This is a genomic window from Brasilonema octagenarum UFV-OR1, assembly GCF_963888615.1.
Classification (GTDB): domain Bacteria; phylum Cyanobacteriota; class Cyanobacteriia; order Cyanobacteriales; family Nostocaceae; genus Brasilonema; species Brasilonema sennae.
On sequence record NZ_CAWPKW010000261.1, the window covers coordinates 21,825 to 47,926 of the forward strand.

The window sequence follows — 26,102 nt, forward strand, 5'->3', positions numbered from 1 at the left end:
GAAGATCTGAATTGTTAAAAGTGGGGAAGAACCCATCTTATCTGTTACTCGACAATTAAACGCCCATCCTCCATGTAGATAATGCGATCAGCCACATCTAAAATTCGGTTATCGTGCGTCACCATCAAGATTGTGCAGCCCTGTTCTTTTGCCAGTTTTTGCATCAGTTCCACCACATCGCGCCCTGATTTTTTGTCAAGTGCTGCTGTTGGTTCATCAGCTAAAACGATTTGAGGATGGCTGACTAGGGCACGGGCGATCGCCACCCGCTGCTTCTGTCCGCCGGAGAGATCCGCTGGATAGTATTGAATGCGTTCCGCTAAACCCACCACTGACAGCATGTTCAAGGCCAGATTACGTCGTTCTGAACGAGAATAGGTGCCGTGTACTTCCAGACCCATCATCACATTTTCTTGGGCAGTCAAACTGCTATGCAGATTGTGTGCCTGGAAAATATAGCCACAGGAGCGACGCGCCTCCACTGCAACGGCTTTTGCAGCACCCACCAGTTCTGTATTCAACATGCGAAGACTGCCTGATTGGGGCGATCGCAAACCACCCATCAGCGACAGCAGCGTTGTTTTGCCTGAACCAGAGGGGCCAGTCAAGATGACAATTTCTCCAGCATTGATGGAAAGATTGATGTCAAAAAGAACCTGTTTTTTCAGTTCACCTTCGCCAAAAAAGTGATCTAACTGCTCAACTTGAATAACTGAAGATGGAACAACTGTGGAATCGTTTGCAATCATAGAAACTGGATTCATCCTGACTCCTAAAAATTATCGGCTGGATCAGCAGATTGAAGCTTGCGAGTCGCAATCATGCCCGACACCATACACATCACAAGCGTTAGAGAAAAGACAAGAGCCAGCCGAGTAAATGTCATTGAAATTGGCAGAGCACCGAGGTTACGAATGAGCGTGTATTGCCCTAATGCTAGTCCCAAGCCAGGGATAAATCCGAGTGATGCCAGAATCAGAGATTGTTCTAACACAATTAGCAGCAAATAGCGATCACGATACCCCATTGCCTTAAACGTGGCATATTCGCTCATGTGATCATTCACGTCAGTCGAAAGAATCTGAAATACGATGACAGTACCGACTACAAATGCCATCACCGTACCGAAGGTAAAGACAATTCCAATCGGTGTAGTCTGCTGCCAGTAGGCTTGCTCGTAGTCCACATATTGCTGTTTTGTGGAGGCGATCGTATCGGGCGGCAAGATGGCTTTGATTTCAGCAAGCACCTGCTCAGGATCAACACCAGGATTGACCTTGACTAACCCCAATGTTATTTGTCCTGGACTACGTTCAGGAAAAAAGCGCAGAAAATTTTCTGGACTGGTGACGAGTGTTCCATCAGTAGCAAACGAAGCGCCCAGTGAAAACAGCCCTGCTACTTTAATGGTTCGACGTTGAATTTCAGTTTTGGCTGATTGCCCTGCTGCGACTTGGGCAACGACATCCGCATACTGCCCTCGACTAAGGCGATCAAACAAAAAGGTATCCGGCTGCTTCAGCTTATGGAGATTCTGGTTGATTTCATCAAAGGTGAATGCGGGGCGATCAAGACTTTGCCCCACCAGCGTTAGTTGAGTTCTGCGACGAGTCTGAGGATTTTTCCAAACGACCCTCGAAATATAGAGCGGTTCGGCAGATTGCACTCCTGGTACATTTTTAATCTGATAGAGACGACGCCGGGGTAAAGTATCTGCCAGATTTAAGTCCCGATACTGAGCGCTGCGAATGATGATGTCTGCATCCATGCCGCGATTGAGCATCGTATTGCTGTCAAACAATGCCGCCTGAATGCCGAGTTGAGCAAACATCAATAGATCGGCAAAACCAATTCCAGCCACCGCAACTAACAGCCGTGATTTGCTTTTCTTCAGTTGCAGCCAGCCTAAGGGAGTTCGGTCTCGCAGCGCCTGCCAAATGCCCTTGTGTGAAGGGCGAGCAGTTGGCAAACTTGGTGGAGTTGAGGGCTGTTTAGGCAATATCAACGTCATAGCTGAATTTCTCCTGTTACTTGCAAATTTGTGAGTCCAGCGACCTTTCGAGTAGAGGCGGCATCAAGCCGCACACGTACTTCGACAACGCGAGCATCTATATTGGCTGATGTGTCAGAGTTGATTACATTTTGGCGCTTGACCTGCATACCAATTTCAGTGACTTCCCCAGAGAGTCCATTAGGCTGACTATCCGCAAATAGTTTCGTTGACTGCCCTAACTTCACCTTACTAACGTCCGTTTCGTAGACCTCCAACAAAGCAATCATTTGCTGCGTTTGTCCTAGTTCAACAATGCCCTCGCTAGAAATGAGTTCACCTGGGCGGGTATGAATCTCCAGCACCATACCGTCCTGGGGAGCGCGAACCGTTGCCAGATTTAGTTGTGCTTGCGCCTGTTTAACAGCGGCGATCGCCTCATCTACTTGCGCCTGGACTGCCGCTACATCGATAGGGCGTACTTCGGCAATACGATCAAGTGTGGCTACAGCGGAGGCTAGCTCTGGCGATCGCGTCGTTTGAATTCGTCGCAGTACCACCTGTGCCTCTTGCAGACTGCGCTGTGCGGTTGCCAGTGTTAGAGCTTTGCTGTCTCGTAACGACGCTGAAACCGCGCCCTGCTGATACAGCGATTCATAGCGCTGTGCCTCTGCTTGAGCATTTTGCAGTTCTGCTTGAAGACGAGCGACTGTTGCTTCCTGCGCCTGAATGTCGCCCTGACGCTGCGCCTCCAGTCGTGTGATCTCGGACTGCTGCGCAGTTATCTCGCCCCTTTTGGCTCCTGCTTTAACCACCGATAGATTTGACCGAGCCACAGCAACTTGCTTCTGTGCTTGAACCAGAGATGCTTGCAGACGAGCGTAACTGTCCAAAATAGCAATCACTTGTCCTGCTTTAACTGGCTCTCCCCGCTTTACTAGAAGCCGCTCGACACGATTCGCACTACCTCCAGAATTGGGGGCAGACAGCCTGATTACCTCGCCACGCGGTTCCAGGTAGCCCAGAGCAGTTATAGTTTGAACCCTGGGAGCCGCTGCTGGTTGGGCGGTTTGGGTGGAAGTGGTCTGTGATCGCCACAGGGAATAAGCCCCGCCTCCACCCAAAACAAGCACTGCACCAACGACTAAAAGCCGTCTGAAAGGTAACCGCTTACTAATGATTTCGACCCTTTGACTCTGCATCATGTTAAACCTCCTGAGTTTAAGTAAACGATTTAGTGTTGTCTGGCGATCGGCAAACCGAAAATCAGTATATTCCGCAAATGCCCAGACTTATCCAGAGACGAGTATACTGTCGTAGCGGCTGTCGCAAGTCAAAGGGCGCTGTTGGTGTTTCCACCGGATCACAGTTGAAAGGCATGGAGTGAAAAGTTATGGCTGTACTCAGTGAATTAGCAAAGGATGAATGGTATCAATTTCAATCAAAGGTACGTGTTAATTATCGAGATTTAAATTATACATTTCTAAACGATCCTCAAAGTCCTCAAAAAGCTCTTATAAAATGTCACTCCAAGGGTTAATTTAAGTTTCTGTTTGAGTGATACTCATTCAAACGTTCGTTTGATATGATTGAAACATATATCTTAATAAATTGCAATGCGCGAATCTGAAATAGCTAGAAAGCTTAATTCATCTGGTGACTGGCAAGCTCTCAATTATGTATCTTCCAAACTTCAAAGAGTAGTATACTAAGTTTCAAAAAAAATTACTATTAGTACTTACAGTTTAAGTAAAAATACTTACAGGCAGGAAATTTGTGATTATTATTTAGCCTCCATTAAGCAAATTTTGGAAATCTACGTATATTACATCATGAAGGACAAAAAGTTGGTTATAATTTATAAAGGTTGAACCGATGAAGAAAATTGTGGTTACTCCAACAACTGATACCAAAGAACAAATCATCAGTGTTGCTGAGCGCCTTTTTGCCGAGCGAGGCTTTTCTGGAACCACATTACGTAATGTAGTGAGTGAGGCACGAGTCAACTTGGCTGCTGTTCACTACCACTTCGGTTCAAAGGAAGATCTGTTTCGAGCCGTGGTTGCGCGGTTTGCTCGTCCAGTCGTTGAGCAAGAATTAGCACTGCTAGAACAACTTCAGGCGGGTAATGAAGTGCCATCGGTGGAAGCGATTTTGACTGCACTACTAAAACCTTGCCTAGAAATTTTGGCTCAAGATAAAGACACCCTGCTCGTCCGCGCTCAATTTATGGGGCGTTGTCGAACAGAACCTGAACCGATTAAGAGTATTGCGACCGATGAATTTGCTGTGTCTAGTGAGGCATTTTTGGATGTGTTGCAACGCGCACTCCCTGAGCAGTCGCGATCGCAGCTCCACTGGAAGTTGGATCTGGTAATTGCAGCGTTAATTCGAGTGCAAACTGAAGCTGGGCAACCTTTTGCACTGCTCCAGATGACAGATCCCGAACATATTCAAAATGCAACAGAGCAACTAGTTAAGTTTCTCAGTCCGGGGATGCGATCATGAATTAACCTGAGTTCTGGTGAATTATTTAGCTTCAAACAAATGTTAGCTTTATTACGCCAAGCTGTTGAAAGAATATATGAAGTTGTTGAAGGTATTTATCTTCCGTCGGGGTAGCTTCGGAGAAACCTAGCCTCTCATTTACTATAAGTAATACTTATCAAAATCCGTTTTAGGTGCTTAAGCGCTATCGAAGAAAAAGTATTACAAGCTACAAACAATGGTAACGATTCCCGTAGTGAAAGAAGTTTGTGATCTACTGAATTTAGGGACTTTAAATTAGAACTATCCGGAATCTAAAAAAAAAGAAGCAATTAAACTCAGCAAGGCTGAGTTTAATCAAAAAAACAAGATGTATGTGAGGTTGGTTCACAGATTTTTTTTAATCCAGTGTTGTACCTTATCCAGCCCAATTTCTAGATCCTTCCCCCAGTCTTTTGATATAGATTCGGTTTCGCGTATAGTTGGAATTGCTCCGACAAGGTAGGTAGATTCTTGATTAGCTCGATGTTTCTGTTTGGATTTTAGAGCATTTTTGAGATATCCCAGATGAGTAGGCAATACGGTTCGGTTAAGCTCAAAAGCAGGTAGACTGAGGTTGTCACTCAAGTGTACTGATGTTGAATGCAACTCAAAGAATTCTCAGTGATCTCGTCAGCAATTGAGTCGGGTACAGTACTCAAAGCTTTAGAAACAGCTATACACGCACAGGCAATCACGCAGGCGATCGCAGACACAGACAGTAATGAGGAACGGAAGCGGGGTTTACCAACACATTTGGTGATTTGTTTGGTGATTGCAATGAGCTTGTGGTCAAAAGCATCAATGAGAACAGTACTGAAAAATCTGGTGGATGGGTTGAGTGAAGTGTGGATCACAGTTGGGCAGTATTGGCGAGTACCTAGCAAGTCGTCAATAACGGAAGCCAGACAGCGTGTAGGATGTAGGGTGATGAGCCGCTTGTTTCATTTGGTAGTTCGTCCTTGTGCCACAGCCCAAACCCCAGGGGCTTTTTTGGGAGGACTGCGGTTGATGGCACTAGACGGGACAGTATTTGATGTTCCAGATACAGTGACAAATGCAAGAGTATTTGGCTACCCAGCAACACGCCCAGGTACGGTAGCTGCTTTCCCCAAGGTTCGTTTGGTACTGTTGATTGAAGCCGGAACACATTTAATCGTTGATGCACTGATGTGTCCGTACCGCATTGGCGAAAGAGCCAGGGCAAAAAAGCTCTTACGCTCTGTACAAAAAGGAATGTTGTTGATGTGGGATAGAGGGCTAGATTCTTACAAAATGGTACAAGCAACCCTAAAACAAAAATGTGATTATTTGGGAAGAATACCAAAGAATGTCAAATTTACCGTAGAGAAAGTCTTGCCGGATGGTTCTTATCTGTCTTGGATTGCCCCGGACGGTAAATCTAAGAAAAAAGGTGGCACAAAAATAAGAGTTCGGGTAATTGAGTACACAATTGATACTGATGCCCAAGGGCAAACTTACCGTTTAATTACTAGTTTGACTGATATTGAGTGCTTTCCCGCTTTATTGCTAGCTACAGAATACCATCGGCGTTGGGAAGTTGAGAGTACTATTGATGAACTTAAAGTCCATCTTTTAGGGCGTAAAACTCTGATTCGTTCTCTCAATCCCCGTGAAGTTGTTCAGGAAATTTATGGCTGGCTGCTTGGTCATTGGGCCATACGTTCTCTCATGTTTCAAGTTGCCGAATCTGCTGAAATCTCTCCTCTACGATTGAGTTTTACTGGCACGCTGAATATTGTTCGTCGGGCTGTTCCTAAATTCCAAGGGCTCCAAATTGACGAATTTCCCTTTTTTTCGCCTGGCTCGTAAGCGAAATTCTGGATGAGCAGATCCCAGAGCCTGAAGGTCGAAGCAATCCTCGTGTTGTCAAAAAAACTAGAGCCAAATTTCCCAGCAAAAAACCCATACATAAAACTCAAACAGCTAAATTACAAACACTCACTTTCTCTGTACTTAACACCGCTTAGAACTTAACCGAACCGTATTGGCCCAACTGTGATCCACACTTCACTCAACCCATCCACCAGATTTTTCAGTACTGTTCTCATTGATGCTTTTGACCACAAGCTCATTGCAATCACCAAACAAATCACCAAATGTGTTGGTAAACCCCGCTTCCGTTCCTCATTACTGTCTGTGTCTGCGATCGCCTGCGTGATTGCCTGTGCGTGTATAGCTGTTTCTAAAGCTTTGAGTACTGTACCCGACTCAATTGCTGACGAGATCACTGAGAATTCTTTGAGTTGCATTCAACATCAGTACACTTGAGTGACAACCTCAGTCTACCTGCTTTTGAGCTTAACCGAACCGTATTGGATGAGTAGGTATCTCTTTTTTCATTTGTCCTCCCATTGGTTCGGGCAGTTTGGGAAGAACTTCGTTAAAGTGTTTCTCAACGTTTTTTATTGTGGCATCCACTTCGTATGCTTCTAGGTTTTCATGGAGTAAATCACCCTCTAGAATCTCCTCCTTCCCAGATTTATCTAATTTTACTGACACTTTTTTAAAAAAAAGACCTTGCGTCTCACCAGTCACCTTGCCATGTTGATCCTTGTATGATCCACTCTTCACAAATACGCGATACGCCCTTGGCGTCTGCGCTCTGCGCAATCGCCAGGTTTAAATGTATCACTAATAACCAGTAGTACACTTAAGTTCAATTACTATCTGCTACATTCTCATCTAGTGTTATTCCGGTTTAAACTCATAAAGATTTTTTTCACTCTGCATGAATAGTCGCCCTTGTCTTGCTAGATTTCTACAGCAAGACAAGGGATTTTGAGCAAGCAGGTTGACAATCACCGAGTTGCATTCACTCCCATTGGACCACGAGTGACACCAAGCTGATTTTGTAACTTTAACTCCCGCCACAGTTGAGAGCCAGTCATTTCACCTTGCAGCAGTTCTTGATAGCGATGTATCGTTTGCATCACTTTTTCATGAGTCTCATTGACAAATTCAATCCGAAAATTGTGTACTCCAAGCTCTATCAGGTGTTGTACGTATTCGGCTCCGGTTTGACCAGTGCCATTAAAGACAGTATTTCGACAACCTGCATCAGCTTGAAGAATGTGTTCTGTTCCCACCCTGTCCCGCAATTTCACTTCATGTTTCTCACAGGGGCGTCCGCAGTTGGTATAGTCAGTCCCTTGAGATAGAAACGCACAAAAGACACAATGCTCCATATGAAACATGGGCATATGTTGATGAATTGTCACCTCAAACCACTGGGGTGGACAACTTGTCAGCAAGTCTTCCAACTGAGTAATGTTCAAATCGTAAGATGCACTTACCCGTTCTAAACCAAGTTGATTCTTAAAATAATCTGCTGTTAAGGGATTAGCAACGTTGAGCGAAAAATCCCCTATGCAACGCTCATTGGCAAAAAACTGGAGATGGTCATAGTTGCGTATCAGATAGCCATCCGCCTCGCAGGAACGCACCTGTTGCAAAATCCAATTTTCCCCAGGTTTGGTAATTCTTGGAGGCGCAACCCAGATGGAGTGCTGAGTATTTCCTTTGTTTGCTTGGCGTACGATCTGCACTGCTTCCCGATAAGCGCGGGGATCTTCAAATTCACAGTAGAGTGTTTCGATTCCCGCTTCCAGTGCAGCTTGTAGTTGCTTGAAGTTTCGCACTAGCACAATGAGGGAGGGGGAGTTGAGAGTTGCTTGCACTTCTACAGTGGAAGGGAGCAAGTCTTGTAGAGAAGCATGAGAGTTAAATAGCCAGCGTTTGGGTTGGGAACGCAACTCTTCCAACTGCGCTACAATCTCTCGTCGTAAACGGTTCAACTCACTCACGGCTAACGTAACTGCACCATTAAGGTAATTTGTCAAGGTTCCCAAACAAAAGGGTGTGTTGCCTAGACGACCAAACTGTTCTTGTAAACGTTCTGGGGTGAGGGGTTTGGTGTGCGCTTCTTCAAGGGGGATTGTAGATTCTACCTGGACAATGTGACCTAGTTCGTCGCGGGCGATCGCACTCAAAAATTGACCAACTTCTCCATACACCTCTATGTAAATTGGACGCTGAAACTGCGGATTTTCTCCAGCAAAACTCTGACGTAGTTGCTTATCAAGTTCTGGATCGCTGGTTTTCCAAATCTTGTCTCCTACGTGTATTCGTCGCAAGTTGAGATCACGGCGACCAAAAGTCAGCAGCACTTCCTTTCCTTTGTCTTCCACCGCATAAACTCGACCGCCTTGTTCTTGCGCTTCTGGGTGACCGCAGTCAAAAACAACACCGTCTCCTGGTTTGACGGGGGCTTGTAACCGTACTATGACTTTTTCGTTACTGATGCGAGTGACTTCGCCCAAGTAAACTCCGCGCTTTTTCCCGAAACGGGCATGAACGAGTTCCTGATTGTTAACACCGCCAAACCAACCCGTATACTGTCCGCGAGAAAACGCCATCTCTAAGTTGTAGTGTTCTTGAAAAGATGTGGAGAATTTCTCCTTGTCTTCTCCATCCAACTGAGCCATCACCAGATCCAAAGCTTCACGATAAACACGAGTCACATTCGCGACATACTCAGGAGTTTTCAAGCGACCTTCAATCTTGAGACAACTCACCCCCGCTTTCACCAATTCTGGCAGTACTTCTAAGCCAGCCAAGTCTTGAGGACTGAGTAAATATTTGCGATTTCCTAAATTTACACTTTTGCCATCTGAGATTAACTCGTAGGGCATTCGGCAAGCTTGGGCACATTCGCCACGGTTGGCGGAACGTCCTCCTAAAGCTTCACTCGTCAAGCATTGACCAGAATATGCTACACACAAAGCACCATGAACAAAAACTTCCAGAGGAAGTGAGGTTTGTTCTGGAAGCTGGCGCTGGATTTTCTCAATTTCCTTCAAAGAACATTCACGCGCAAGTACTACCAACTGACACCCCAAGGATTTGGCAAATTCCACCCCTGCTGCACTGGTGATAGTCATTTGCGTGGAAGCATGGATGGGAAAATTTGGACAAAGGTGACGAATCAGACGACAAATCCCGATATCTTGGACAATGACTGCATCCACGCCAGCAGTAATAATCGTACGAAGATATTGCTCTGCTTCTCTAAGTTCTTGGGGAAAAATCAGTGTATTCAGGGTGACATACCCCTTTACACCCCGACGGTGCAGAAATTCCATCAACTTGGGCAAATCTGCCTCCGTGAAGTTTTGCGCCCGCATTCGCGCATTAAACCGATCCAACCCAAAATAAATAGCATCTGCCCCATTTTCCACAGCAGCTTTAGCACAGTCCCAGTAACCTGCGGGGGCGAGTAGTTCAGGGCGATTAAAGGTAGGCAAAGTCATTTCAGGAGTTGGTTTGCGATCGGCTTTCATCAGGTTGGGAATGGATTACAGAGCACCATTGCGATTCTATCGTTTGTGCTCATTAATGGTGGAGAGAAGTGACGAATACAGTTAATTATCTATTAACCACCTATAAAACTAATAATCAGCCCAGTCAAAACAATCACAGTCAAAATAATATAGGTGATATCTCGCTGACGCATAAAAGCTAATAGAGAAAAAGCAACTCTAGCAACAGGAGTAGCAATTAATAACAATAATCCAAGTTGAATAATGCCACGACGGCGACCTGATAATACTGAATTTGCAACTCCTTCAGGAGAGCGAAATGCTGGAGGCTCACCGCGAAAAATTTGATAATTTGGCGTTTCTTTACCATGATAAATTAGGTACAATACCCCACCCATTAACACAATAGCAGTAGCGATCAGTACCCCATATCTCAACAAATTACCAACCAAAATTTCGACTTGTCTTTCACTCAAATTACGTCGAGTTTGGGACACTTTAAATCCTCCCTAGGAAGCCGTTATAAATCATTTGAATAGCTAGCAGCACAATAACGACACTAAAAATATTTCTTAAAACGCCTACTTTGGCTTTTACCAATACCCTAGCGCCAATCAATGCGCCTAAAAGTACTCCTAACATGACAGGCATTGCTAGTCCAGGATCGATGTAACCTCGTTTCAGGTACACACCCGCGCTAGCTGCTGCTGTCACCCCAATCATAAAATTACTGGTAGTGGTGGAAACCTTAAACGGAATCCGCATAAATTGATCCATCGCTAGTACCTTGAGTGCGCCAGAACCAATACCAAGTAACCCGGAAAGCACTCCGGCGACAAACATGAGACTAAATCCTACAGGAACAGCACGGACATTGTAGGGTTGTTCACCTTCAGGCGTTGGGTAAGTGCTATTTAACTTTAAACGAGTTGCGAGAGAATCAGGTGGAGTGTTATCTAAATGTTCAGAACGAGGTTGACGTGAGAGATAGGCACTATAAAGTAAAACAAATCCAAACACCACAGCGAGTATTCTAGTGGAAACAAAAGCGGCTATAGTTGCACCTGTAATGGCTCCAAATGTTGTTGCTACTTCCAAGAACATTCCCAAACGTAAATTGGTGTAGCCTTCTTTAACGTATGCAGAAGCAGCACCTGAAGAAGTTGCAATTACCGATACCAGAGAAGCACCTATTGCGTAACGAATGTCAACGCCAAAGACTAAAGTTAACAAGGGGACAAGTACCACTCCACCGCCTAAGCCTGTTAGCGCTCCCAAAAAGCCTGCGGTCGCAGAACTTAGCCAAACCAATAGAGTAAATTCTAAAATATTCAAGCAATCGCACCTTCGCTTTTGAATCAAACGTTGGTTATCGAACAGCTCAATGGCAATGTTTGGATTGTATATTAAAACAATTGCCTAATTTTACAGTGAATCAAACAAATGATAAATTATTTATACTGAATCAGCACTAGTCATGAATAAAACTCTAACAGCACTGATAATTAGTAGAAAAGCAAATATTTTAGTTAAAACTCCATTCGGTAAACTCGTTCCTATTTGAGCACCGAACCACCCACCAAAAATAAATCCAAGACAGAGAAGCCCCGCTACTTTTAAGTCTACATATCCCTGCTGATAGTAAGTCCATGCTGCTAATAAATCTATTGGTAGAACTAACAATGCCAATGTAGTTCCTTGCGCTTGGTGCTGAGAAAATCCTAAGAAAAGAATCAAGGCAGGTAAGACTATTATTCCACCACCAATACCTGTCATACCACTCATAGTACCCGCTACGAGTCCCAAAATTAAACAAAGCCAAATGTTAGTCATGATTAAAAGTATTGCTAGAGATAGTTTTCAGTTTGCGGTAATTTCTTAATCAGAAAATGATATAAAGTTGAGCAGCAACTTTATATCTGAATGATTTGGTCAACATTAACTAGTTAGATAGCTGTTTATCTTATCTTTATGTCGTCGTAAGATACCCAAAGCTTGTTGCTCTAGTTGTCGCACTCGTTCTCGACTGATACCCATGCATTGACCAATCTGTACTAAAGACAGTTCTTTTCCATCTGTTAAACCAAAACGTAAAGTTAATATTTCCCGTTGCTGAGGAGTTAGTTTTGACAATAAATTTTGAAGGTTTTGTTGGATAAATTTCTGCTCAGTGTATAATTCGGGAGAGAGTCCGTCATCCTCCAACATATCCTGTAATTCTGTATCTTTTTCTAAGCCAACTCGCAATTCCAAAGAGACAGGGCGACGTGCTAAGAGTAAATAATCTCGAATTTCGTTAGGATCTAGAGATAGTGCTTGGGCGATATCAGTAGCGGTGGGAATACGACCTAATTTTTGAGCTAATTCACGTTGAATAAGTTTGATTTTATTTAATTTTTCAGTAACATGGATAGGCAAGCGGATAGTGCGTCCTTGTTGGGCGATAGCCCGTGTCATTGCCTGACGAATCCACCAATAGGCGTAAGTTGAAAACTTGTATCCTCTGCTAGGATCAAATTTCTCAACCCCTCGCTCTAAACCCAAACTTCCTTCTTGAATTAAGTCGAGAAATTCTAGGTTACGTCTTTGATATTTCTTGGCAATAGATACTACAAGCCGTAAATTAGCCTCAATCATTTTCTGCTTGGCTTGATGTCCTTGCTGGAGTTGTTGGACTAATGAGTCTTCACTAATATTTATATTTTCAGCCCATTCTATTTGTGTTGGTTGACGCTTTAATTGAAGAGCTAATTTTTCTTTTACAGCAAGTAAAGCCATCATTTGTTGGACTTGCTTGCCAAAATCTTTTTCTTGCTCATCAGTTAACAAAGGTGTACGTCCAATTTCAAGAAGATAGATATGCACCAGATCAGCAGTAGATAAATATTTTTCATTTTTATCGCTTACTTTGATAGATTTAGGAGATAGGTTTTTCATAGTTTTTTCAGCATGACTAAATACTTGATAGTTCAGGACTTACGCAAGGGAAACGTTGTTGTGTCATTGCGATGTAAGGAAGCAATCTTACAGTCAAGTTCATTAGTAACTCGTGCGTCAGTTCTATAGTTGATAGACATTCATTTCAATAATATCTAAAATTCTATACGCGCACATTTTATCTCTGATTTTTCCATATTTTTTTTACTTTTATTAATCTGAAAACATAAACAGGTTAATTGATAAATCCAATTCTGTTGAGTGGATAAAAGCGAACAATTGCTCGACCTACGATTTTATTACGGGGGACAAAACCCCAATAGTGACTGTCATAGCTATTATTGCGATTGTCTCCTAAAACTAGATAAGAATTATTTGGTACAATGGCAGGACCCCATTTATAGTCTGGTTTAGCTTCAATATAATTTTCTTTTAAAGGCGACCCATTAATATAAACTAGTCCATTTTTAACTTCCACTTTCTCTCCTGGCAAGCCAATTATACGTTTAATGAAAGCGTCGTGAAAATTTTCAGATTGTAGTGTTTCGGTTGGATTAAAAACAACAATATCATCTCGCTGAGGTGAGGTAAAGTCATAGCTAACTTTATCGATGATTAAGCGATCATTAATCTGGAGTGTTGGCTCCATAGAACCAGAAGGAATATAACGAGCTTCAGCAATAAAGGTGCGAATACCAAAGGCAAGAACTAGGCTTAAACCAACAGTTTTTATTCCTTCTATAAAAACATTTTCTTGTTTTTCTTTTTTTTGTTGAGGAATATGAGACATAGTATTAATCAAAGGTAAAGAGTATGTAAATGTTACATTTCAATTATGTTAAGTCATCAAAAATTCAGTGCTCTTAGTTTTATTCAAAAAGAGGGTCCTTTCCGGTGATATAACGACAGAAGTAAGCTAAAACTGCTATTCTCAGATCTTGCACCTCGACCTGAGTACGCCTTGAACTTCAGTTCAAGGCTTATAGCCAAAGTCCGTTAAAACGGACTCAAACGCATATCCAGTAAGCTTTAGCTTACTTGAAGCTTTGAGCCAAGAAATTTATTTCTTGGCGGACAAGAATTTATGGTGCAAGATCTGAGTATTTCTAATTTAGAATCTCGATGTGTAGGAGTTGTGTCGAACAGATGAAGAATTTTACACCTGTCAAAATAAAGCTGTAATAGATCATTTATTCGCGAACGACTTTCGCGATCAAATCGCCCTTTTTCACATTCTGTGAAAAGTCAGAATAAACTTCTTGCACAAGTCAGGAACGCTTAACAGCAAACAGAACCTCGTAAAATCTCACTTTTGCATGAGATCTAATCTAAACCTGTTAATTTTTGAATGCGTGAATTGTGCTCAAGACGCGACTAGGGGCAACTTCCCCGCGATTCCCCTTTCTACAAAGGTAATCCCAGAGGCGCTGCCCCTAGCAATTAATCAAAAGATTGTGCTAATTGTATTTACTCAGCAGTTGCGAGTTCGGTACTACCGCGTGTACGACGACGTGTGATGCTGTTGTAAAGCATGATTCCAACAGCTTTAATGAGATTGCCTTCCAACTCTTGGAACATCTTCATGTTCATGCCAAAGGCGGCGTTTGCTTCATCGACAATGCGATCAGCAGTCGCATCATCTATAGCTAATTCATCCAAAGTTTGGCGATATTTTGCTTTGAACCCCTTCTCATCTGGAATCTCATCAAATTCATAGAAGGCGGTTCCTCCGTCAGAAAGGTTCATCGCAGTTTCAGCAATGCCTTTGAGAATCTGTCCACCAGACAAGTCACCAAGGTATCGGGTGTAGGAGTGAGCAACTAATAGTTCTGGTTCTTTTTCAGATAGTTCCCGGATGCGCTGCACATAAGCCTCACCCGCCGAAGATAGTCGGATTTGCTCGCGCCAGTTTGCCCCATAGTAATAGGTGAGGTCTTGCTCTAAAGTTTCCTTACGGTGAAGTTGAGGAAAATTGATTTTTGAAATAATCGGATGATTGGCGTGCTTCTCCATCTCCTCTTCCATCGCTGAGTAGATGAAGTAGAAGTTAGCTACCAGCTTCCGATAGGAGGTTTTTTCTACGACTCCTTTTAAAAAACACTTGACAAAACCAACATTTTCTGCCATTGTGTGGGCTTTTTTGGTTCCGACACGTAATTTGGTTGCTAAATTGCTGCTCATGCTAAATTTGCTCGACTATAAAATGTCAACTGCTGAAGTGTAATTTACGAACGGCTACAAAAGCCACTAAAACGTTACAGTAGAACTATTTGATGAGAAATTATATTAAAAATGTTTAAGTTGAGACCATCTGAGATATTTGTAAGTTCCTAGTGATAAGTCTTGAGAGCAATTTTTGATGTAGCCCAGTAGTTTACAATATCTTTATAAATACAAAAAAATACTTAAAATATACTTACAACCACTTTGAGTGAAAAATGAAACAATAAATAGCAAAGTGTGACGATTAAAAGGCGTCCAGCACGAATTGTTGAATAAAAATTAAAGTGCTATTCTCCAGTGTGAGTGTGTGGGGTTTTTCTTCTTATGGTTTCATACATAACTCGAACTCAAGGTACTGCTTCAGAAAATTCAACAACTAATGTTGATGAATCGGAAAAGAAACTTAATGAGGGCGGTTTTGGGTTGAACTTAACATCACTTGTGGGTACACCCCTGTTTGGTACAGATGGTATTCGGGGACGAGTGGGAGACTTGCTGGGTGCACCCCTAGCATTGCAAGTAGGCTTTTGGGCAGGTACTGTTTTGCGTAGTCATGCTTCCAACCCAGGACCAGTTATCCTAGGGCAAGACTCCAGAAACTCCAGCGATATGCTGGCGATGTCCTTGAGTGCAGGGTTAACAGCAGCAGGATTAGAAGTTTGGCATTTGGGGCTATGTCCTACCCCTTGCGTTGCATATCTTACCAGCGTCACCGATGCTATAGGTGGGGTGATGATTTCTGCTAGCCACAACCCGCCAGAAGACAACGGCATTAAATTTTTTGGCGCGGATGGGATGAAGCTGTCCCAAGCTTTGCAAACGGAAGTAGAAGCAGGAGTGCGTGGTATGGCTTCTGCAAACTGTAATCATTGCGGACGGTATTACTCGCGCTTGGACTTAGTGGGAAGTTATGTTGAAGCATTGAAAAAACCCCTGCACGGTGTCATGAATTTTCAGGGCATGAAAATTGTTTTAGACTTGGCATGGGGAGCAGTTGTTGGTCTAGCACCATCGGTATTTCAGGAGATGGGGGCCCAAGTCATCTACTTACATAACGAACCAGATGGCGATCGCATCAACGTCAACTGCGGTTCCACTCACCTAGGAATTCTCCAAGCCGCCGTCCAAGAACACAATGCTGACTTAGGCTTTGCTTTTGATGGTGACGCAGATCGGGTTTTGGCTGCAGATAACACGGGAAGACAAGTCAATGGCGATTACATCCTCTACCTCTGGGGACAAAACCTAAAGCAAAACCAACAACTGCCAAATGACCTCATTGTTTCCACTGTTATGGCAAACTTAGGTTTTGAGAAAGCATGGAAGCAAGTCGGTGGGCAATTTATTCGCACAGCAGTTGGTGATCAGTACGTCCAAGCCCAAATGCTGCGGACTGGAGGAATGCTTGGGGGTGAACAATCGGGTCATATCCTCTGCCGTCACTATGGTATGACTGGAGATGGCTTGTTAACAGCCTTACATGTAGCAGCGTTGGTGAAACAAGCTGGCGTTCCCCTATCGGAAATGGTGACTCAAAGCTTTCAAACCTATCCGCAACTGTTGCAAAATGTTCGAGTGGAAGACAAAGCTAAGCGTTTGGGATGGAAAGAATGTGAACCCTTGCAACAGGCGATCGCCTGCGCCGAAGCAGCAATGGGAGATTCTGGCAGAGTTTTAGTCCGCGCCTCTGGTACAGAGCCACTCATCCGAGTTATGGTAGAAGCCGAAGCTGCTGAACTCGTCAACTACTGGACAAATGAATTGGTGATGCAGGTTCAACAGCACTTGGTTACGTGAAGTACTCACCACTCAACTGATATTCCCCAAGCAAAAAGCACTGATGGTTAGCTAGAGGCGCTTTCAAAAATTTCTTCAACTGCTTTGCTGGGTACAAATTGTCAAAAGGGCGTGGCGTCGCGAGAATGAGTTCTAACTCATCACGTAAAAACGTGGCGATTTTCTGTTTGATGTCCAATGCTACAGCTTCGTCGCGCCTTCGGCGAACAGATTTTGAGCCTATTACTCCCAATAGGCATCAGCATATCTTATATCCGCTTCTCCAGGGAGAAAAGCTCTTACGTTAGGAGTGAAATTAATTTAAACAGCAATTTCTTGATTTGATAGACAAATATGTTAAAAGTTTTATATTTTCCAAATATTTTGTCACTTCATTATATGATAATGTTTACAAATTGATTTTTTGTTTGCATATAAAGGCAATCTAGTGAGGGTGTAAATTGCTTTTGTACATCATGTTTACAGTAACGGACTCTAAAAATTGGCTGCAAGTAAGCCGTTATAGTAGTCGGGGAAGTGTGTATTTATTCGCTCCGATGGTTAACTTCAACATCATGGCTGAAGTTGGCGATGCTCCCCCCTGATGTGCTAGCAAGAAATTGTAAATAATACGAACAATTCAATCATTCATTATATCTTGGTGAAAGTGACTAAATTTCACTTCTGTTTTAGTCTCTCAATCAAGAATATAATTTTTGATTGAAGTGGCTGTATTCTTAACTGCATAACTACAGAACCTAAATTGAATACAGTCTAAAAAATTAGAGGTTTCTAATATTAGAAGTGAAGTTTTAGCAGGGATAACTATAGCATTCGCACCGATAACTGAATTTTTTGCTTTTGCAGCGATCGCTAAACAAGTGAAGCTCAAACCATTTTTCCCTGCATTATAATGCTTCTAATCATCAAGCTACTTCACTCAGTAAAAGATGTAGCAGCGCCTCCCCAACGTAGTAGCTCCCCAAGTAGAGTATAGCCGCGTTGTTCACTTTCGTTGAGCTTTAAATCCACATACTCTTGATTCTGACTCCTGAATTTTGGATTCGGAATTAGCTCTAAATATTTCATACCTAAATAGCAGAGGAACACTTGAATACAACCGTTTTTAAACGAGAATGGTTCTCCAACACTAAAGCAGATATCCTAGCAGGTACTGTAGTAGCGCTAGCGCTGATTCCGGAGGCGATAGCTTCGCTACTGCCTTGGGCAGATCGCATTTTCAATTATTGCAGGCGTTGATCCTAAAGTCGGGCTATACGCCTCGTTTTGCATAGCAGTAGTGACAGCTTTTGCAGGAGGACGCCCTGGGCTGATTTCTGCTGCGACAGGAGCAATGGCGCTGTTAATGACCACATTAGTCAAAGAACATGGGCTGCAATATCTGTTTGCAACGACTATTCTAACTGGTGTGATTCAGATTATCTGTGGCAAGCTCAAACTCGGTCGCCAAATGAAGTATGTGCCACGAGCAGTTATGCTCGGTTTTGTTAATGCCTTGGCAATCTTGATTTTTATGGCTCAGTTACCTCAGTTGGTTGGGGTACCCTGGCAAGTTTATATCATGCTTGCTGTGGGTCTTGGCATTATCTATCTACTACCCCGCTTCACCAAAGCAGTCCCTTCACCCTTAGTTGCAATTGTTGTTTTGACAGCTTTTTCTATCCTCACGGGGATCAAGGTTCCTACAGTAGGTGACATGGGCGAATTACCTACTACCTTTCCCATTTTCAGCTTACCTACGGTTCCATTGACCTTTGAGACACTCTCGATTATCTTTTCCTATGCATTACCTTTGGCTGTAGTGGGATTACTGGAGTCATTGTTAACTGCGTCACTACTCGACGAACTGACCGATACCCCAAGTGATAAAAATAGAGAAGCTGTAGGTCAGGGTATTGCCAATATTGTGACAGGATGCTTTGGGGGGATGGCAGGCTGTGCAATGATTGGTCAGTCGGTCATCAATATCAAATCTGGGGGACGCAGTCGTCTTTCTACCTTATGTGCTGGAGTGTTGTTATTGTTCTTCATTTTGGTATTAGGTGAATGGGTACGGCAGATACCAATGGCGTCCCTAGTTGCAGTGATGATCATGGTTTCGATTGGAACTTTTAGTTGGTCATCTCTAATCAACTTACACCGTATACCGAGAAGTGAAACTGCTGTCATGATTACAACTGTTTTCATGACTGTACTCACACACAACCTAGCAATTGGAGTTGTCGTAGGTGTAGGATTTAGTACTGTCTTGTTTGCCCGCAACATTGGGAAAATTGTGTTTGTAGACACAGTTCTTAGCGATGAGAAAACTTCTCGGATTTACAGCGTTTCCGGTCAACTTTTCTTTGTATCGGTGGAAGAGTTTTTTGCCGCTTTTGATTTTAAAGAAGAATTAGAACGTGTAAAAATTGACCTGACCCATGCTCACATTTGGGATCAAGCAGCAGTTGCAGCCATTGATAGAGTTGTGATTAAGTTTCGCAGAAAAGGTGTAAAAGTAGACTTAGTAGGACTGAATGAAGCGAGTGCTACATTGCTAGAAAAGCTAGCTATTCACAATAAACCGGGTGCCCTAGAAAACCTTAATAACCACTAAATTATTACTAGCACAATCAGGTGGTTTTGTTCCAATTTGCCAGCTTCTACATGATAAATAATGAAAGACAGGGAAGTATGTCGTTTTTTTTGAAATCTTCATAATTTTTGGAAAAAATTTACGGTTTCTTGAAAAATTTTTCGTCATTTCATTCATAACATGGTGACAGTACGCTACTTGTGTCAGTAAAAAGGCGCTTTAGTAAATATGTAAATTATCTTGGCACATCATGATTACAACAGCAGCAAACGACAAAAATTGGCTGCAAAAAAGCCGTTATAGTAGTCGAGGAAGTATTTACTTATTCGCTCCAATGGTTGACTTCAACGTAATGGCTGATGTTGGAGATACTCCTCCTTGATCAGATGTGCTTATCTCTGATTGGAAATTTTATCAGAGACTCAATAACTGAATTTTGATGAAGTAAAAGATGTAGCTCTTTTTTGGAATAGCTTCAATAGATTCAATTGAGTTGAAATAGCTGCTTTGACTTTCGATAACTGAATACCTGAATTCACATCACTTGTTAATCGACTCACTAGTACAAATTGAGAGTTAGATGATTAGTGCTGCTGCGAAGCGTTGATATTCAGTTGTGAATCAGATTGAAAGACAAACAGTAGTTTGTTTGATTTTAAACATAGATGTGAACGCTCAATACTAGCGACAGGATTTACTTGTGAAACAGAGTATTTCTTGTGCAGTTACATCTAACAACTCAACAATATCTGCATTTTAAAATTTATTAAGCTAAATCTTAATGTTTGATAATTCAAACATTTAAGAAAATTTTCTTTGCGATTTCAAGACGCAAAAAAAAGATGATATGAGTTGACATAAAAACTCATAAAAAATGCTGTACAAAAATGTTGATGGTTATCTCCATTGGAGATAACATCAGCACGATGATTTATAGCATTAACAGCAATCAAAGCTATTAAAACACACGTTGTTGTATTAATTGAATTAATCAAATGACGAAGACAACTAATGAACCAAAAATCCGTCTTTCTTTCTTAGATGGTATGCGTGGTTTAGCTGCATTATATGTCGTATCTTGTCACATTTTACCGCATCTAGGGGAGAACTTACCTTTGTGGATAATGTTGCCAACAAAACTCATGAGATATGGTTCTTTTAGTGTTGCAGTTTTCATTGTACTTTCTGGCTACTGTTTAATGCTGCCAGTCACTCGCTCTCAAACAGGTTATATTCCCGGAAACTTATTGGATTACTTTAAAAGAAGAGCGCGAAGAATTTTACCACCTTTTTACGCAGCAGTTATTTTATGTTGCTTATTAGCTGTGGTCATATTAAGTTTAGAGAGATTTACTACTTTCCAATGGTATGAAATGAAATTCGACTGGTTCTCTCCTCGATTTTCTTTTGTAGATGTGATTTTGCACTTTCTAGTCATTTACAATTTTGTTCCAGGAACGGATGTTTATGTAATGAATGTGCCATTATGGAGTGTCGCTTTAGAATGGCAGATTTACTTTTTATTTCCTCTGGTTTTTCTTCCTGTATTACGGCGTTGGGGTTTGTTGTCAGTTATTGCACTCGCTTTTTTAATTGGGCTAACACCTCACTATTTATTGAATGGTTATATGGATGTTAGCCGTCCTTGGTTTGTGGGTTCATTTACTATCGGAATGGCTGCAGCCGAGATTGCATTTTCGCAAAAGCCACAACTGGTGAAACTCAGAAAATCTTTACCTTGGGGTAGACTTGCTACAATTTTTGCTGGTATTGCTGTCATCACTGAGTGGAAGAAATTCGGAATTGATGCTTGGATTTTCGAGACTTTTGCTAGTATAGCGGCTGCTTGTTTGATAATTTATTGCACAAAAATTGTGATTTTGCGCAAAACGCCACCTTTAGTTATGCAGCTACTTGAGCATCCTTGGGCGATCGCACTCTCAACTTTTTCTTACAGTCTCTATCTGACTCACGGACCAGTAGAAACATTAGTGAACCACTGGCTTGTTACCCTAAAAATGTCTCCAGTGGTGTTCGCAGTAACATTGTATCTATTGAGTGTAGGAAGTTCGTTACTTGTTGGTTATTTATTTTATTTAGTTTTTGAGCGACCATTCACATCCAATTTCTTAAAAGAACACAAACTGAAAAATTCAACAAACTGAGGTATGATTCTAGTCATTTTTAGTATATTAGTAGTGCTCATAGCTACACTTTTTCCCTTTAATTTTTCTTTTCCAGACAGTCTTTCTCCACAATTAATTTTAGCCAGTTTCGACAATACGAGTTCTTTTGGAGACTTGGTAAACAATATTTTATTGTTTATGCCTTTAGGTTTCGGTTTAACTGCTCTTTCGCAGAGAAAAATGATGAAATTGATGAGTGTATTTTTAATAGTGATACTCATCAGCGCTGGCTTATCATCAATAGTTGAATTTCTGCAAGTTTTTCTACCTTCAAGAACACCTACACCTGCAGATATTGTCAACAATACCACAGGTGGATTCGTAGGTATAATTTGCTTTTATCTGTGGCATTCACAACACTTTATATACATCTGGTCGCGTGTAGAAAACAGTAGAGTTGGCAACTCTATTACAAAGATAACGTTATTGTTTAGTGGATATATACTTCTTTCATTTCTGATTTCCATTCTCTGGCAAAATTCGATAGAGCTAAGTAATTGGAGTCTGAATTATCCGCTAATGCTTGGTAATGAGCAAACAGGTAATAGACCTTGGCAAGGCTATATTTCAGAAATGCATATTGCTGATAAAGCAATTGCTAAAAGTGATATATCACGATTATTGAATAGTGAAAATGACTTTGACACTATTAGAAATTATCTGATAGCTTCCTATCAGTTAATCAATAACACAAGTTATCAAGATCGTACTGGGCAACTTCCTGAACTCTCGCCGCAAGGACAGTTACCAAATATTGCAGATGAGAAAGGTGTTGCCTTAACTTCGAGCCATTGGCTAAAAACAAGAACTCCTACTACCTATTTGAACAAAAGGATACGTGAATCCTCTCAATTTACAATAATGACTACTGTTGCTACCGCTGATAGAGTTCAGACTGGACCTGCGCGCATTCTTTCAATTTCAAGTAGTACTCTTCATCGTAATTTAACCCTAGGACAGCAAGAAACTAACCTGGACTTGCGGATACGAACACCAATAACTGGAGCAAACGCGGCAGATTTAAAGTTCAGTGTACCTAATTTTTTTACAGATACTAATCCCCATAAAATAGTCATCACTTACTCTCAAGCAAATATCCAAGTATATATAGACAAATTACAGAATTTTTATTCTTTTAATTTACTAGAATTAGTTCCAAAAGAACAGAAGATATTTTACTATGCGTTAACTTTTATCCCTTTAGGAATTTGCCTAACACTCCTTACTATTCTGAAAATTAAAAAGTTAAGTTTTTATAGGTTTTTACTCTTTAGTGGGATATTACTACCTTCTCTAATAGTGGAAAGAATTTTGGTAATTAATACTGGCAAGAGTATCAGTTTAAAAAATATATTGCTTGGTATGTTCTTTACAGGTGTAACTATGCTGATATTAAGATTACGGGCTTCAGCATTGCTTAAAAAGAAGCCTTAAATTGAGTTTTTTTATTCTGTCTGCTGACTTCTTCTTTAATAGAGATGTACTGTTGTATCTAAAACAAAAAGCTTTGACAACAGTACCTGCACTCATTTTAACGAAAATACTCTAGTCCGAATTATAAATCCTCAAGCAGTGCCATTTCCCTTACTAGCTTTAATGACTTTTGCTGGTACTCCAACAGCTATGGAAAAAGGAGGAATATCTTTGTTAACAACTGCTCCAGCACCGATGACGCTTCCTTTACCAATAGTCACTCCATCTAAAATTCTAACTCCAGAACCTATCCAACATTTGTCTTGAATTTCAATCCCTTCACGGCTTAATCCATGCTCTCTATGATTGTTAGCGTAAATGCTTGTATGAGATGCAATCAGACATTCCTTACCAATTTTTATATGACCAGGACCAGCCATACAAACGTAGGGACCTAAATAGGAACCATCACCAATATCAATCAGACAATCAGAAACAGTCGCTTTGATATCAACACCGCGATCAATACAAACCTTATTACCAATACGTAACAAGCTATTTGGCGCTCTCATATCAAAGAATACGTCTCGCAGAATTTTAACATCATCACCAACTTCAATCGAACAGCCTCAAAGAAGCTCAACTCCTGTGTGAATGTAAACTCCTCGACCCATGCGAGCAAATATTGGACGATAAGATAGCCGCCGCAATAGAACACCAACGGGACGAGGAACCCATCCCATGAGACTAGTTATGGCCAACTCTATGGTGCGTGACCAAATTGTAGGTGACGTAGTAGACAATTGGTCAATATCAAGTTGTTGCTCAAGTTGTTGAACTGTCATAGTTTTGACCTTTTACTTGGTAGACGACATCTAAATTAGAGTTCTGTTTTTTAACTGATTGCTTAAAACATCAAATTATTGGTTAATTTGCCCTAAAATATATCCCTGATACAAATTATTTTTTCTTACTCCATAGTTGAGGATAAGAGAACTTCCCGCACATCCTTAGTTGCTTTATGCCAATCAAAGTTTGCGATACGCGTAGCGTCAAGCCTCCGGCTTATCGCCTACTGGTGACATTCCTGTTGAAAAGGAAAGTTACTTCTTGCCCAAAAGCTATAATTTATTTCACCCGATGGAATTCTTTAACCTGATTTTTAACACAACAATTCAAGATCAGATTGGATAGGATGAAGCTCATTTTTTTCTCCATGCACTTACAGAAAAACACATCTGATTGTTATTGAGTTTCTGTTGATGTTTATAATCAGGTGTAACTAGTACTAGGGGGGAGCATCTCCGACTTCTGCCATCACGTTAAAATTCACCATCGGTGCAAACAAATAAGCACTTCCTCCATTGCCATAGCGGCTTTGTTGGAGCCAGTTTTTGAATTGTGCTGCTTTCATCATGTTGCACACAGATAGTTTTTCAACTGATTAGATCACTTAGTAATGGCACGATTTTTTGTGACTTCTATCATTTATATGTTTATGATATACCAAATTGCATCACACCAAAGACCTATATTGACGCTCTCCTCTCATCGTAAGCTAAACCCACTTGAATGATGTAGGGAGCCAACATATAGAGACATTTCATACAACGTCTCTTGCCTTGGTGATCAATTTTGTCATTAGCAACTGTATTTGCTGAAAAATAATCTTGTAGCAAAAAGTCTATTGAGCAAATAACAAAAACGTTGTTTGCACCAATCCAACAACAAAGCCTAAAATGCCGCCCAAATTCACAATTGCCTGCAACTCATTTTTAACAATCCCTTCTATTGCTGCTTCTAAATCAGCAGGTGAAGTTGATTTCACGCGGTCAACAATCACTTGGTCAATTGCCAAAATGGGAATTGCCTGAGCTACAATTGCTTCCAAGTCTTTCTCAAAATACCGCTCTAAAACAAGAGCCAGTTCTTTACTGACTACTTCGAGTGAAGCATTCACAACAGGAGAGGAACTGAGGCGATTCACCAGCAACATAGCGACATTTTCCCAGTCAACGGAACTACCTAATCCTTGGAGTAAGTCACTACCACGCGTTTGCGCGTAATTACGGACAGTTTCGCGTGTCGTCTTTCGCAGCTGTCGTACTGTACCTATTGGTAAACTTTCCAAAGAAAAACTTTGTAGAAGTTGCTTAAGGCGATCCCGCAGCTGTAACTGTTGAATCAATTCCTGCAAGCGAGTATTGGTAGCATCTTTCTCATCCAAGCAGTAAGTCCGTAGGCGCGTCAAAGTATTGCGTAAACCAAACAGATTTGCCACAACCCAATAAGTACCGCTGGTTTTTTCCCGAAAACTTTCGTCAATAGTTTGAATCGTGCGATCCGTCAAAAAGTCAATAACTGCTAGTCGCAAAATGTCCGGCGGTATGACAACCTGTAACAACCAATCACCCAGACGAGTGGCTTGTTCGTCGGTTAATTGAAAGTCCAGTAATATCTGGTCAAAAATTTGATTAACTTGCGCCTCTAAAAAGTCTTCCCGCCGCGCCAACACCTTCAAAAGACGCGGTAAGGATTCCCCTAACAAATCCCGTAAAATTCCCGACAATATTTTAGCAGTTTTCTGCTCTTTATCGGATTTTAGTTGGTCAATTGCCAGTCGCAAGATCCAGAGAATTGCTCCTTGGATGCGTTCTGTTTGCAACAATCGCCGCGCTAGTTTTTGCAACTCTTGGGGTGTCAGTAGCGACCCCATAATCGTATCTGAGACATTCTTAGCAAGCCGTTCTTGGTTGCGGGGAATCAATCCAGGTGTAAAAGGTATCTTTCGTCCACCGATGTAAATTGCACGGTAGGGACGAAATAACATTTTGATGGCTATATCGTTAGTGAAGTAGCCAATAATTCCACCCACTATTGGGGGAGAGACATAAAGCCAAAGATGAGACCAATCCAAAGTCATTAGTCATTACTTATTAGGAACCACTGCGTTGCGGTGAGGCAGTGCGTTGGGGAGCCACTGCCGTGCGCGGGTTAAGCGCGTTGAGGCATGTGGCGTGAGCCAGTACTTGATGAGGGTTTCCCGACAGAGGTATCTGGTGAGACAGCGCTGCAGGAGGTGAGACCAGTGCTGCGGGAGGGTCTCCCTCCGC

General features: G+C 41.9%; 22 protein-coding genes and 3 pseudogenes. 7 read left to right on the forward strand and 18 right to left on the reverse strand.

Going from position 1 to position 26,102, the window contains the following annotated elements:
- Positions 1–44: 44 nt before the first annotated feature.
- From AC5590_RS21410 to AC5590_RS21420, 3 genes are read right to left on the reverse strand one after another with little or no spacing between them, the layout of a single operon-like run.
- Positions 45–764 carry a DevA family ABC transporter ATP-binding protein gene (locus tag AC5590_RS21410; RefSeq protein WP_211178467.1) on the reverse strand — a complete coding sequence of 240 codons (720 nt, stop codon included), beginning with the start codon at positions 762–764 and terminating at the stop codon, positions 45–47.
- An 8-nt stretch (positions 765–772) separates the two neighbouring features.
- Positions 773–2,011 carry an ABC transporter permease DevC gene (gene devC, locus AC5590_RS21415; RefSeq protein WP_169265446.1) on the reverse strand — a complete coding sequence of 413 codons (1,239 nt, stop codon included), beginning with the start codon at positions 2,009–2,011 and terminating at the stop codon, positions 773–775.
- Positions 2,008–3,195, reverse strand: a complete 1,188-nt coding sequence (locus tag AC5590_RS21420) for an HlyD family efflux transporter periplasmic adaptor subunit (RefSeq protein WP_169265447.1) — start codon at positions 3,193–3,195, stop codon at positions 2,008–2,010. The genes devC and AC5590_RS21420 overlap by 4 nt, the downstream gene beginning before the upstream one ends.
- A 670-nt stretch (positions 3,196–3,865) precedes the next feature.
- Between AC5590_RS21420 and AC5590_RS21425 the strand changes: the two genes are divergently transcribed.
- Positions 3,866–4,498, forward strand: a complete 633-nt coding sequence (locus AC5590_RS21425; RefSeq protein ID WP_169265448.1) for a TetR/AcrR family transcriptional regulator — start codon at positions 3,866–3,868, stop codon at positions 4,496–4,498.
- Between the two features lie 366 nt (positions 4,499–4,864).
- Here the strand turns inward: AC5590_RS21425 and AC5590_RS21430 are convergent, their stop codons facing one another.
- Positions 4,865–5,125 (reverse strand): hypothetical protein, encoded by a 261-nt coding sequence (locus AC5590_RS21430; protein ID WP_169265449.1) that lies wholly within the window; start codon positions 5,123–5,125, stop codon positions 4,865–4,867.
- An 84-nt stretch (positions 5,126–5,209) separates the two neighbouring features.
- Between AC5590_RS21430 and AC5590_RS21435 the strand changes: the two genes are divergently transcribed.
- Positions 5,210–6,349, forward strand: coding sequence for an IS4 family transposase (locus tag AC5590_RS21435; protein WP_370460795.1), 1,140 nt, complete (start codon positions 5,210–5,212; stop codon positions 6,347–6,349).
- Positions 6,350–6,528: 179 nt separating this feature from the next.
- Here the strand turns inward: AC5590_RS21435 and AC5590_RS21440 are convergent.
- The 9 genes and pseudogenes from AC5590_RS21440 to AC5590_RS21480 all read right to left on the reverse strand — a co-directional run.
- A pseudogene (locus AC5590_RS21440) lies at positions 6,529–6,789 on the reverse strand (transposase domain-containing protein); the annotation flags it as partial.
- 49 nt (positions 6,790–6,838) lie between these two features.
- On the reverse strand, positions 6,839–7,075 hold the full coding sequence (locus AC5590_RS21445) for a hypothetical protein (protein ID WP_169265451.1): 237 nt from the start codon (positions 7,073–7,075) through the stop codon (positions 6,839–6,841).
- Between the two features lie 263 nt (positions 7,076–7,338).
- Complete coding sequence (locus AC5590_RS21450) at positions 7,339–9,879, reverse strand: U32 family peptidase (RefSeq protein ID WP_169265452.1); 2,541 nt, start codon at positions 9,877–9,879, stop codon at positions 7,339–7,341.
- A gap of 92 nt (positions 9,880–9,971) precedes the next feature.
- The gene (locus tag AC5590_RS21455; RefSeq protein WP_169265453.1) at positions 9,972–10,355 is read right to left on the reverse strand and encodes a DUF1634 domain-containing protein; all 384 of its coding nucleotides are present in this window, start codon (positions 10,353–10,355) and stop codon (positions 9,972–9,974) included.
- A gap of 1 nt (position 10,356) precedes the next feature.
- Positions 10,357–11,193: a sulfite exporter TauE/SafE family protein gene (locus tag AC5590_RS21460; RefSeq protein WP_169265454.1), complete on the reverse strand. Its 837-nt coding sequence runs from the start codon at positions 11,191–11,193 to the stop codon at positions 10,357–10,359.
- A gap of 120 nt (positions 11,194–11,313) precedes the next feature.
- Positions 11,314–11,691 carry a sulfite exporter TauE/SafE family protein gene (locus tag AC5590_RS21465; RefSeq protein WP_169265455.1) on the reverse strand — a complete coding sequence of 126 codons (378 nt, stop codon included), beginning with the start codon at positions 11,689–11,691 and terminating at the stop codon, positions 11,314–11,316.
- Positions 11,692–11,796: 105 nt separating this feature from the next.
- Complete coding sequence (locus AC5590_RS21470; RefSeq protein ID WP_169265456.1) at positions 11,797–12,795, reverse strand: RNA polymerase sigma factor, RpoD/SigA family; 999 nt, start codon at positions 12,793–12,795, stop codon at positions 11,797–11,799.
- A gap of 235 nt (positions 12,796–13,030) precedes the next feature.
- Entirely contained in the window at positions 13,031–13,585 is a 555-nt protein-coding gene (gene lepB, locus AC5590_RS21475; RefSeq protein WP_169265457.1) for a signal peptidase I, read from the reverse strand.
- Between the two features lie 677 nt (positions 13,586–14,262).
- Positions 14,263–14,976 (reverse strand): biliverdin-producing heme oxygenase, encoded by a 714-nt coding sequence (locus AC5590_RS21480; RefSeq protein ID WP_169265458.1) that lies wholly within the window; start codon positions 14,974–14,976, stop codon positions 14,263–14,265.
- 366 nt (positions 14,977–15,342) lie between these two features.
- On the opposite strand from AC5590_RS21480, the gene glmM reads away from it, so the two are divergent.
- A complete protein-coding gene (gene glmM, locus AC5590_RS21485) occupies positions 15,343–16,815 on the forward strand; it encodes a phosphoglucosamine mutase (protein ID WP_169265459.1) in 1,473 nt (490 codons plus the stop codon).
- Here glmM and AC5590_RS21490 read toward each other — a convergent pair.
- A complete protein-coding gene (locus AC5590_RS21490; RefSeq protein ID WP_169265460.1) occupies positions 16,808–17,047 on the reverse strand; it encodes a hypothetical protein in 240 nt (79 codons plus the stop codon). The two genes, glmM and AC5590_RS21490, sit on opposite strands and share 8 nt — an antisense overlap.
- Before the next feature lie 857 nt (positions 17,048–17,904).
- On the opposite strand from AC5590_RS21490, the pseudogene AC5590_RS21495 reads away from it, so the two are divergent.
- The 4 genes and pseudogenes from AC5590_RS21495 to AC5590_RS21510 all read left to right on the forward strand — a co-directional run bounded on the left by AC5590_RS21495 (position 17,905) and on the right by AC5590_RS21510 (position 23,010).
- Positions 17,905–19,411: pseudogene (locus AC5590_RS21495) on the forward strand (SulP family inorganic anion transporter).
- Between the two features lie 229 nt (positions 19,412–19,640).
- Entirely contained in the window at positions 19,641–19,772 is a 132-nt protein-coding gene (locus AC5590_RS21500; RefSeq protein ID WP_256379316.1) for a hypothetical protein, read from the forward strand.
- 613 nt (positions 19,773–20,385) lie between these two features.
- A complete protein-coding gene (locus AC5590_RS21505; protein WP_169265461.1) occupies positions 20,386–21,555 on the forward strand; it encodes an acyltransferase family protein in 1,170 nt (389 codons plus the stop codon).
- A gap of 3 nt (positions 21,556–21,558) precedes the next feature.
- Positions 21,559–23,010 carry a VanZ family protein gene (locus tag AC5590_RS21510; protein WP_169265462.1) on the forward strand — a complete coding sequence of 484 codons (1,452 nt, stop codon included), beginning with the start codon at positions 21,559–21,561 and terminating at the stop codon, positions 23,008–23,010.
- 131 nt (positions 23,011–23,141) lie between these two features.
- Here AC5590_RS21510 and AC5590_RS21515 read toward each other — a convergent pair.
- The 4 genes and pseudogenes from AC5590_RS21515 to AC5590_RS21530 all read right to left on the reverse strand — a co-directional run.
- Positions 23,142–23,369: pseudogene (locus tag AC5590_RS21515) on the reverse strand (DapH/DapD/GlmU-related protein); the annotation flags it as partial.
- A 249-nt stretch (positions 23,370–23,618) separates the two neighbouring features.
- Positions 23,619–23,834, reverse strand: coding sequence for a hypothetical protein (locus AC5590_RS21520; protein WP_248277243.1), 216 nt, complete (start codon positions 23,832–23,834; stop codon positions 23,619–23,621).
- Positions 23,835–24,277: 443 nt separating this feature from the next.
- Entirely contained in the window at positions 24,278–24,406 is a 129-nt protein-coding gene (locus tag AC5590_RS21525) for a hypothetical protein (protein WP_256379315.1), read from the reverse strand.
- Between the two features lie 267 nt (positions 24,407–24,673).
- On the reverse strand, positions 24,674–25,906 hold the full coding sequence (locus AC5590_RS21530; protein ID WP_171978080.1) for a DUF445 domain-containing protein: 1,233 nt from the start codon (positions 25,904–25,906) through the stop codon (positions 24,674–24,676).
- Positions 25,907–26,102: the final 196 nt, after the last annotated feature.

Excerpts from the sequence above, each read along its gene's own strand:
- AC5590_RS21480 (WP_169265458.1), bottom strand. The coding sequence starts at position 14,976 with ATGAGCAGCAATTTAGCAACCAAATTACGTGTCGGAACCAAAAAAGCC.
- AC5590_RS21465 (WP_169265455.1), bottom strand. The coding sequence starts at position 11,691 with ATGACTAACATTTGGCTTTGTTTAATTTTGGGACTCGTAGCGGGTACT.
- lepB (WP_169265457.1), bottom strand. The coding sequence starts at position 13,585 with ATGTCTCATATTCCTCAACAAAAAAAAGAAAAACAAGAAAATGTTTTT.
- AC5590_RS21520 (WP_248277243.1), bottom strand. The coding sequence starts at position 23,834 with ATGACAGTTCAACAACTTGAGCAACAACTTGATATTGACCAATTGTCT.
- AC5590_RS21510 (WP_169265462.1), top strand. The coding sequence starts at position 21,559 with ATGATTCTAGTCATTTTTAGTATATTAGTAGTGCTCATAGCTACACTT.
- AC5590_RS21470 (WP_169265456.1), bottom strand. The coding sequence starts at position 12,795 with ATGAAAAACCTATCTCCTAAATCTATCAAAGTAAGCGATAAAAATGAA.
- AC5590_RS21525 (WP_256379315.1), bottom strand. The coding sequence starts at position 24,406 with ATGATGAAAGCAGCACAATTCAAAAACTGGCTCCAACAAAGCCGCTAT.
- AC5590_RS21450 (WP_169265452.1), bottom strand. The coding sequence starts at position 9,879 with ATGAAAGCCGATCGCAAACCAACTCCTGAAATGACTTTGCCTACCTTT.
- AC5590_RS21425 (WP_169265448.1), top strand. The coding sequence starts at position 3,866 with ATGAAGAAAATTGTGGTTACTCCAACAACTGATACCAAAGAACAAATC.
- devC (WP_169265446.1), bottom strand. The coding sequence starts at position 2,011 with ATGACGTTGATATTGCCTAAACAGCCCTCAACTCCACCAAGTTTGCCA.
- AC5590_RS21420 (WP_169265447.1), bottom strand. The coding sequence starts at position 3,195 with ATGATGCAGAGTCAAAGGGTCGAAATCATTAGTAAGCGGTTACCTTTC.
- AC5590_RS21500 (WP_256379316.1), top strand. The coding sequence starts at position 19,641 with ATGATTACAACAGCAGCAAACGACAAAAATTGGCTGCAAAAAAGCCGT.
- AC5590_RS21410 (WP_211178467.1), bottom strand. The coding sequence starts at position 764 with ATGAATCCAGTTTCTATGATTGCAAACGATTCCACAGTTGTTCCATCT.
- AC5590_RS21505 (WP_169265461.1), top strand. The coding sequence starts at position 20,386 with ATGACGAAGACAACTAATGAACCAAAAATCCGTCTTTCTTTCTTAGAT.
- glmM (WP_169265459.1), top strand. The coding sequence starts at position 15,343 with ATGGTTTCATACATAACTCGAACTCAAGGTACTGCTTCAGAAAATTCA.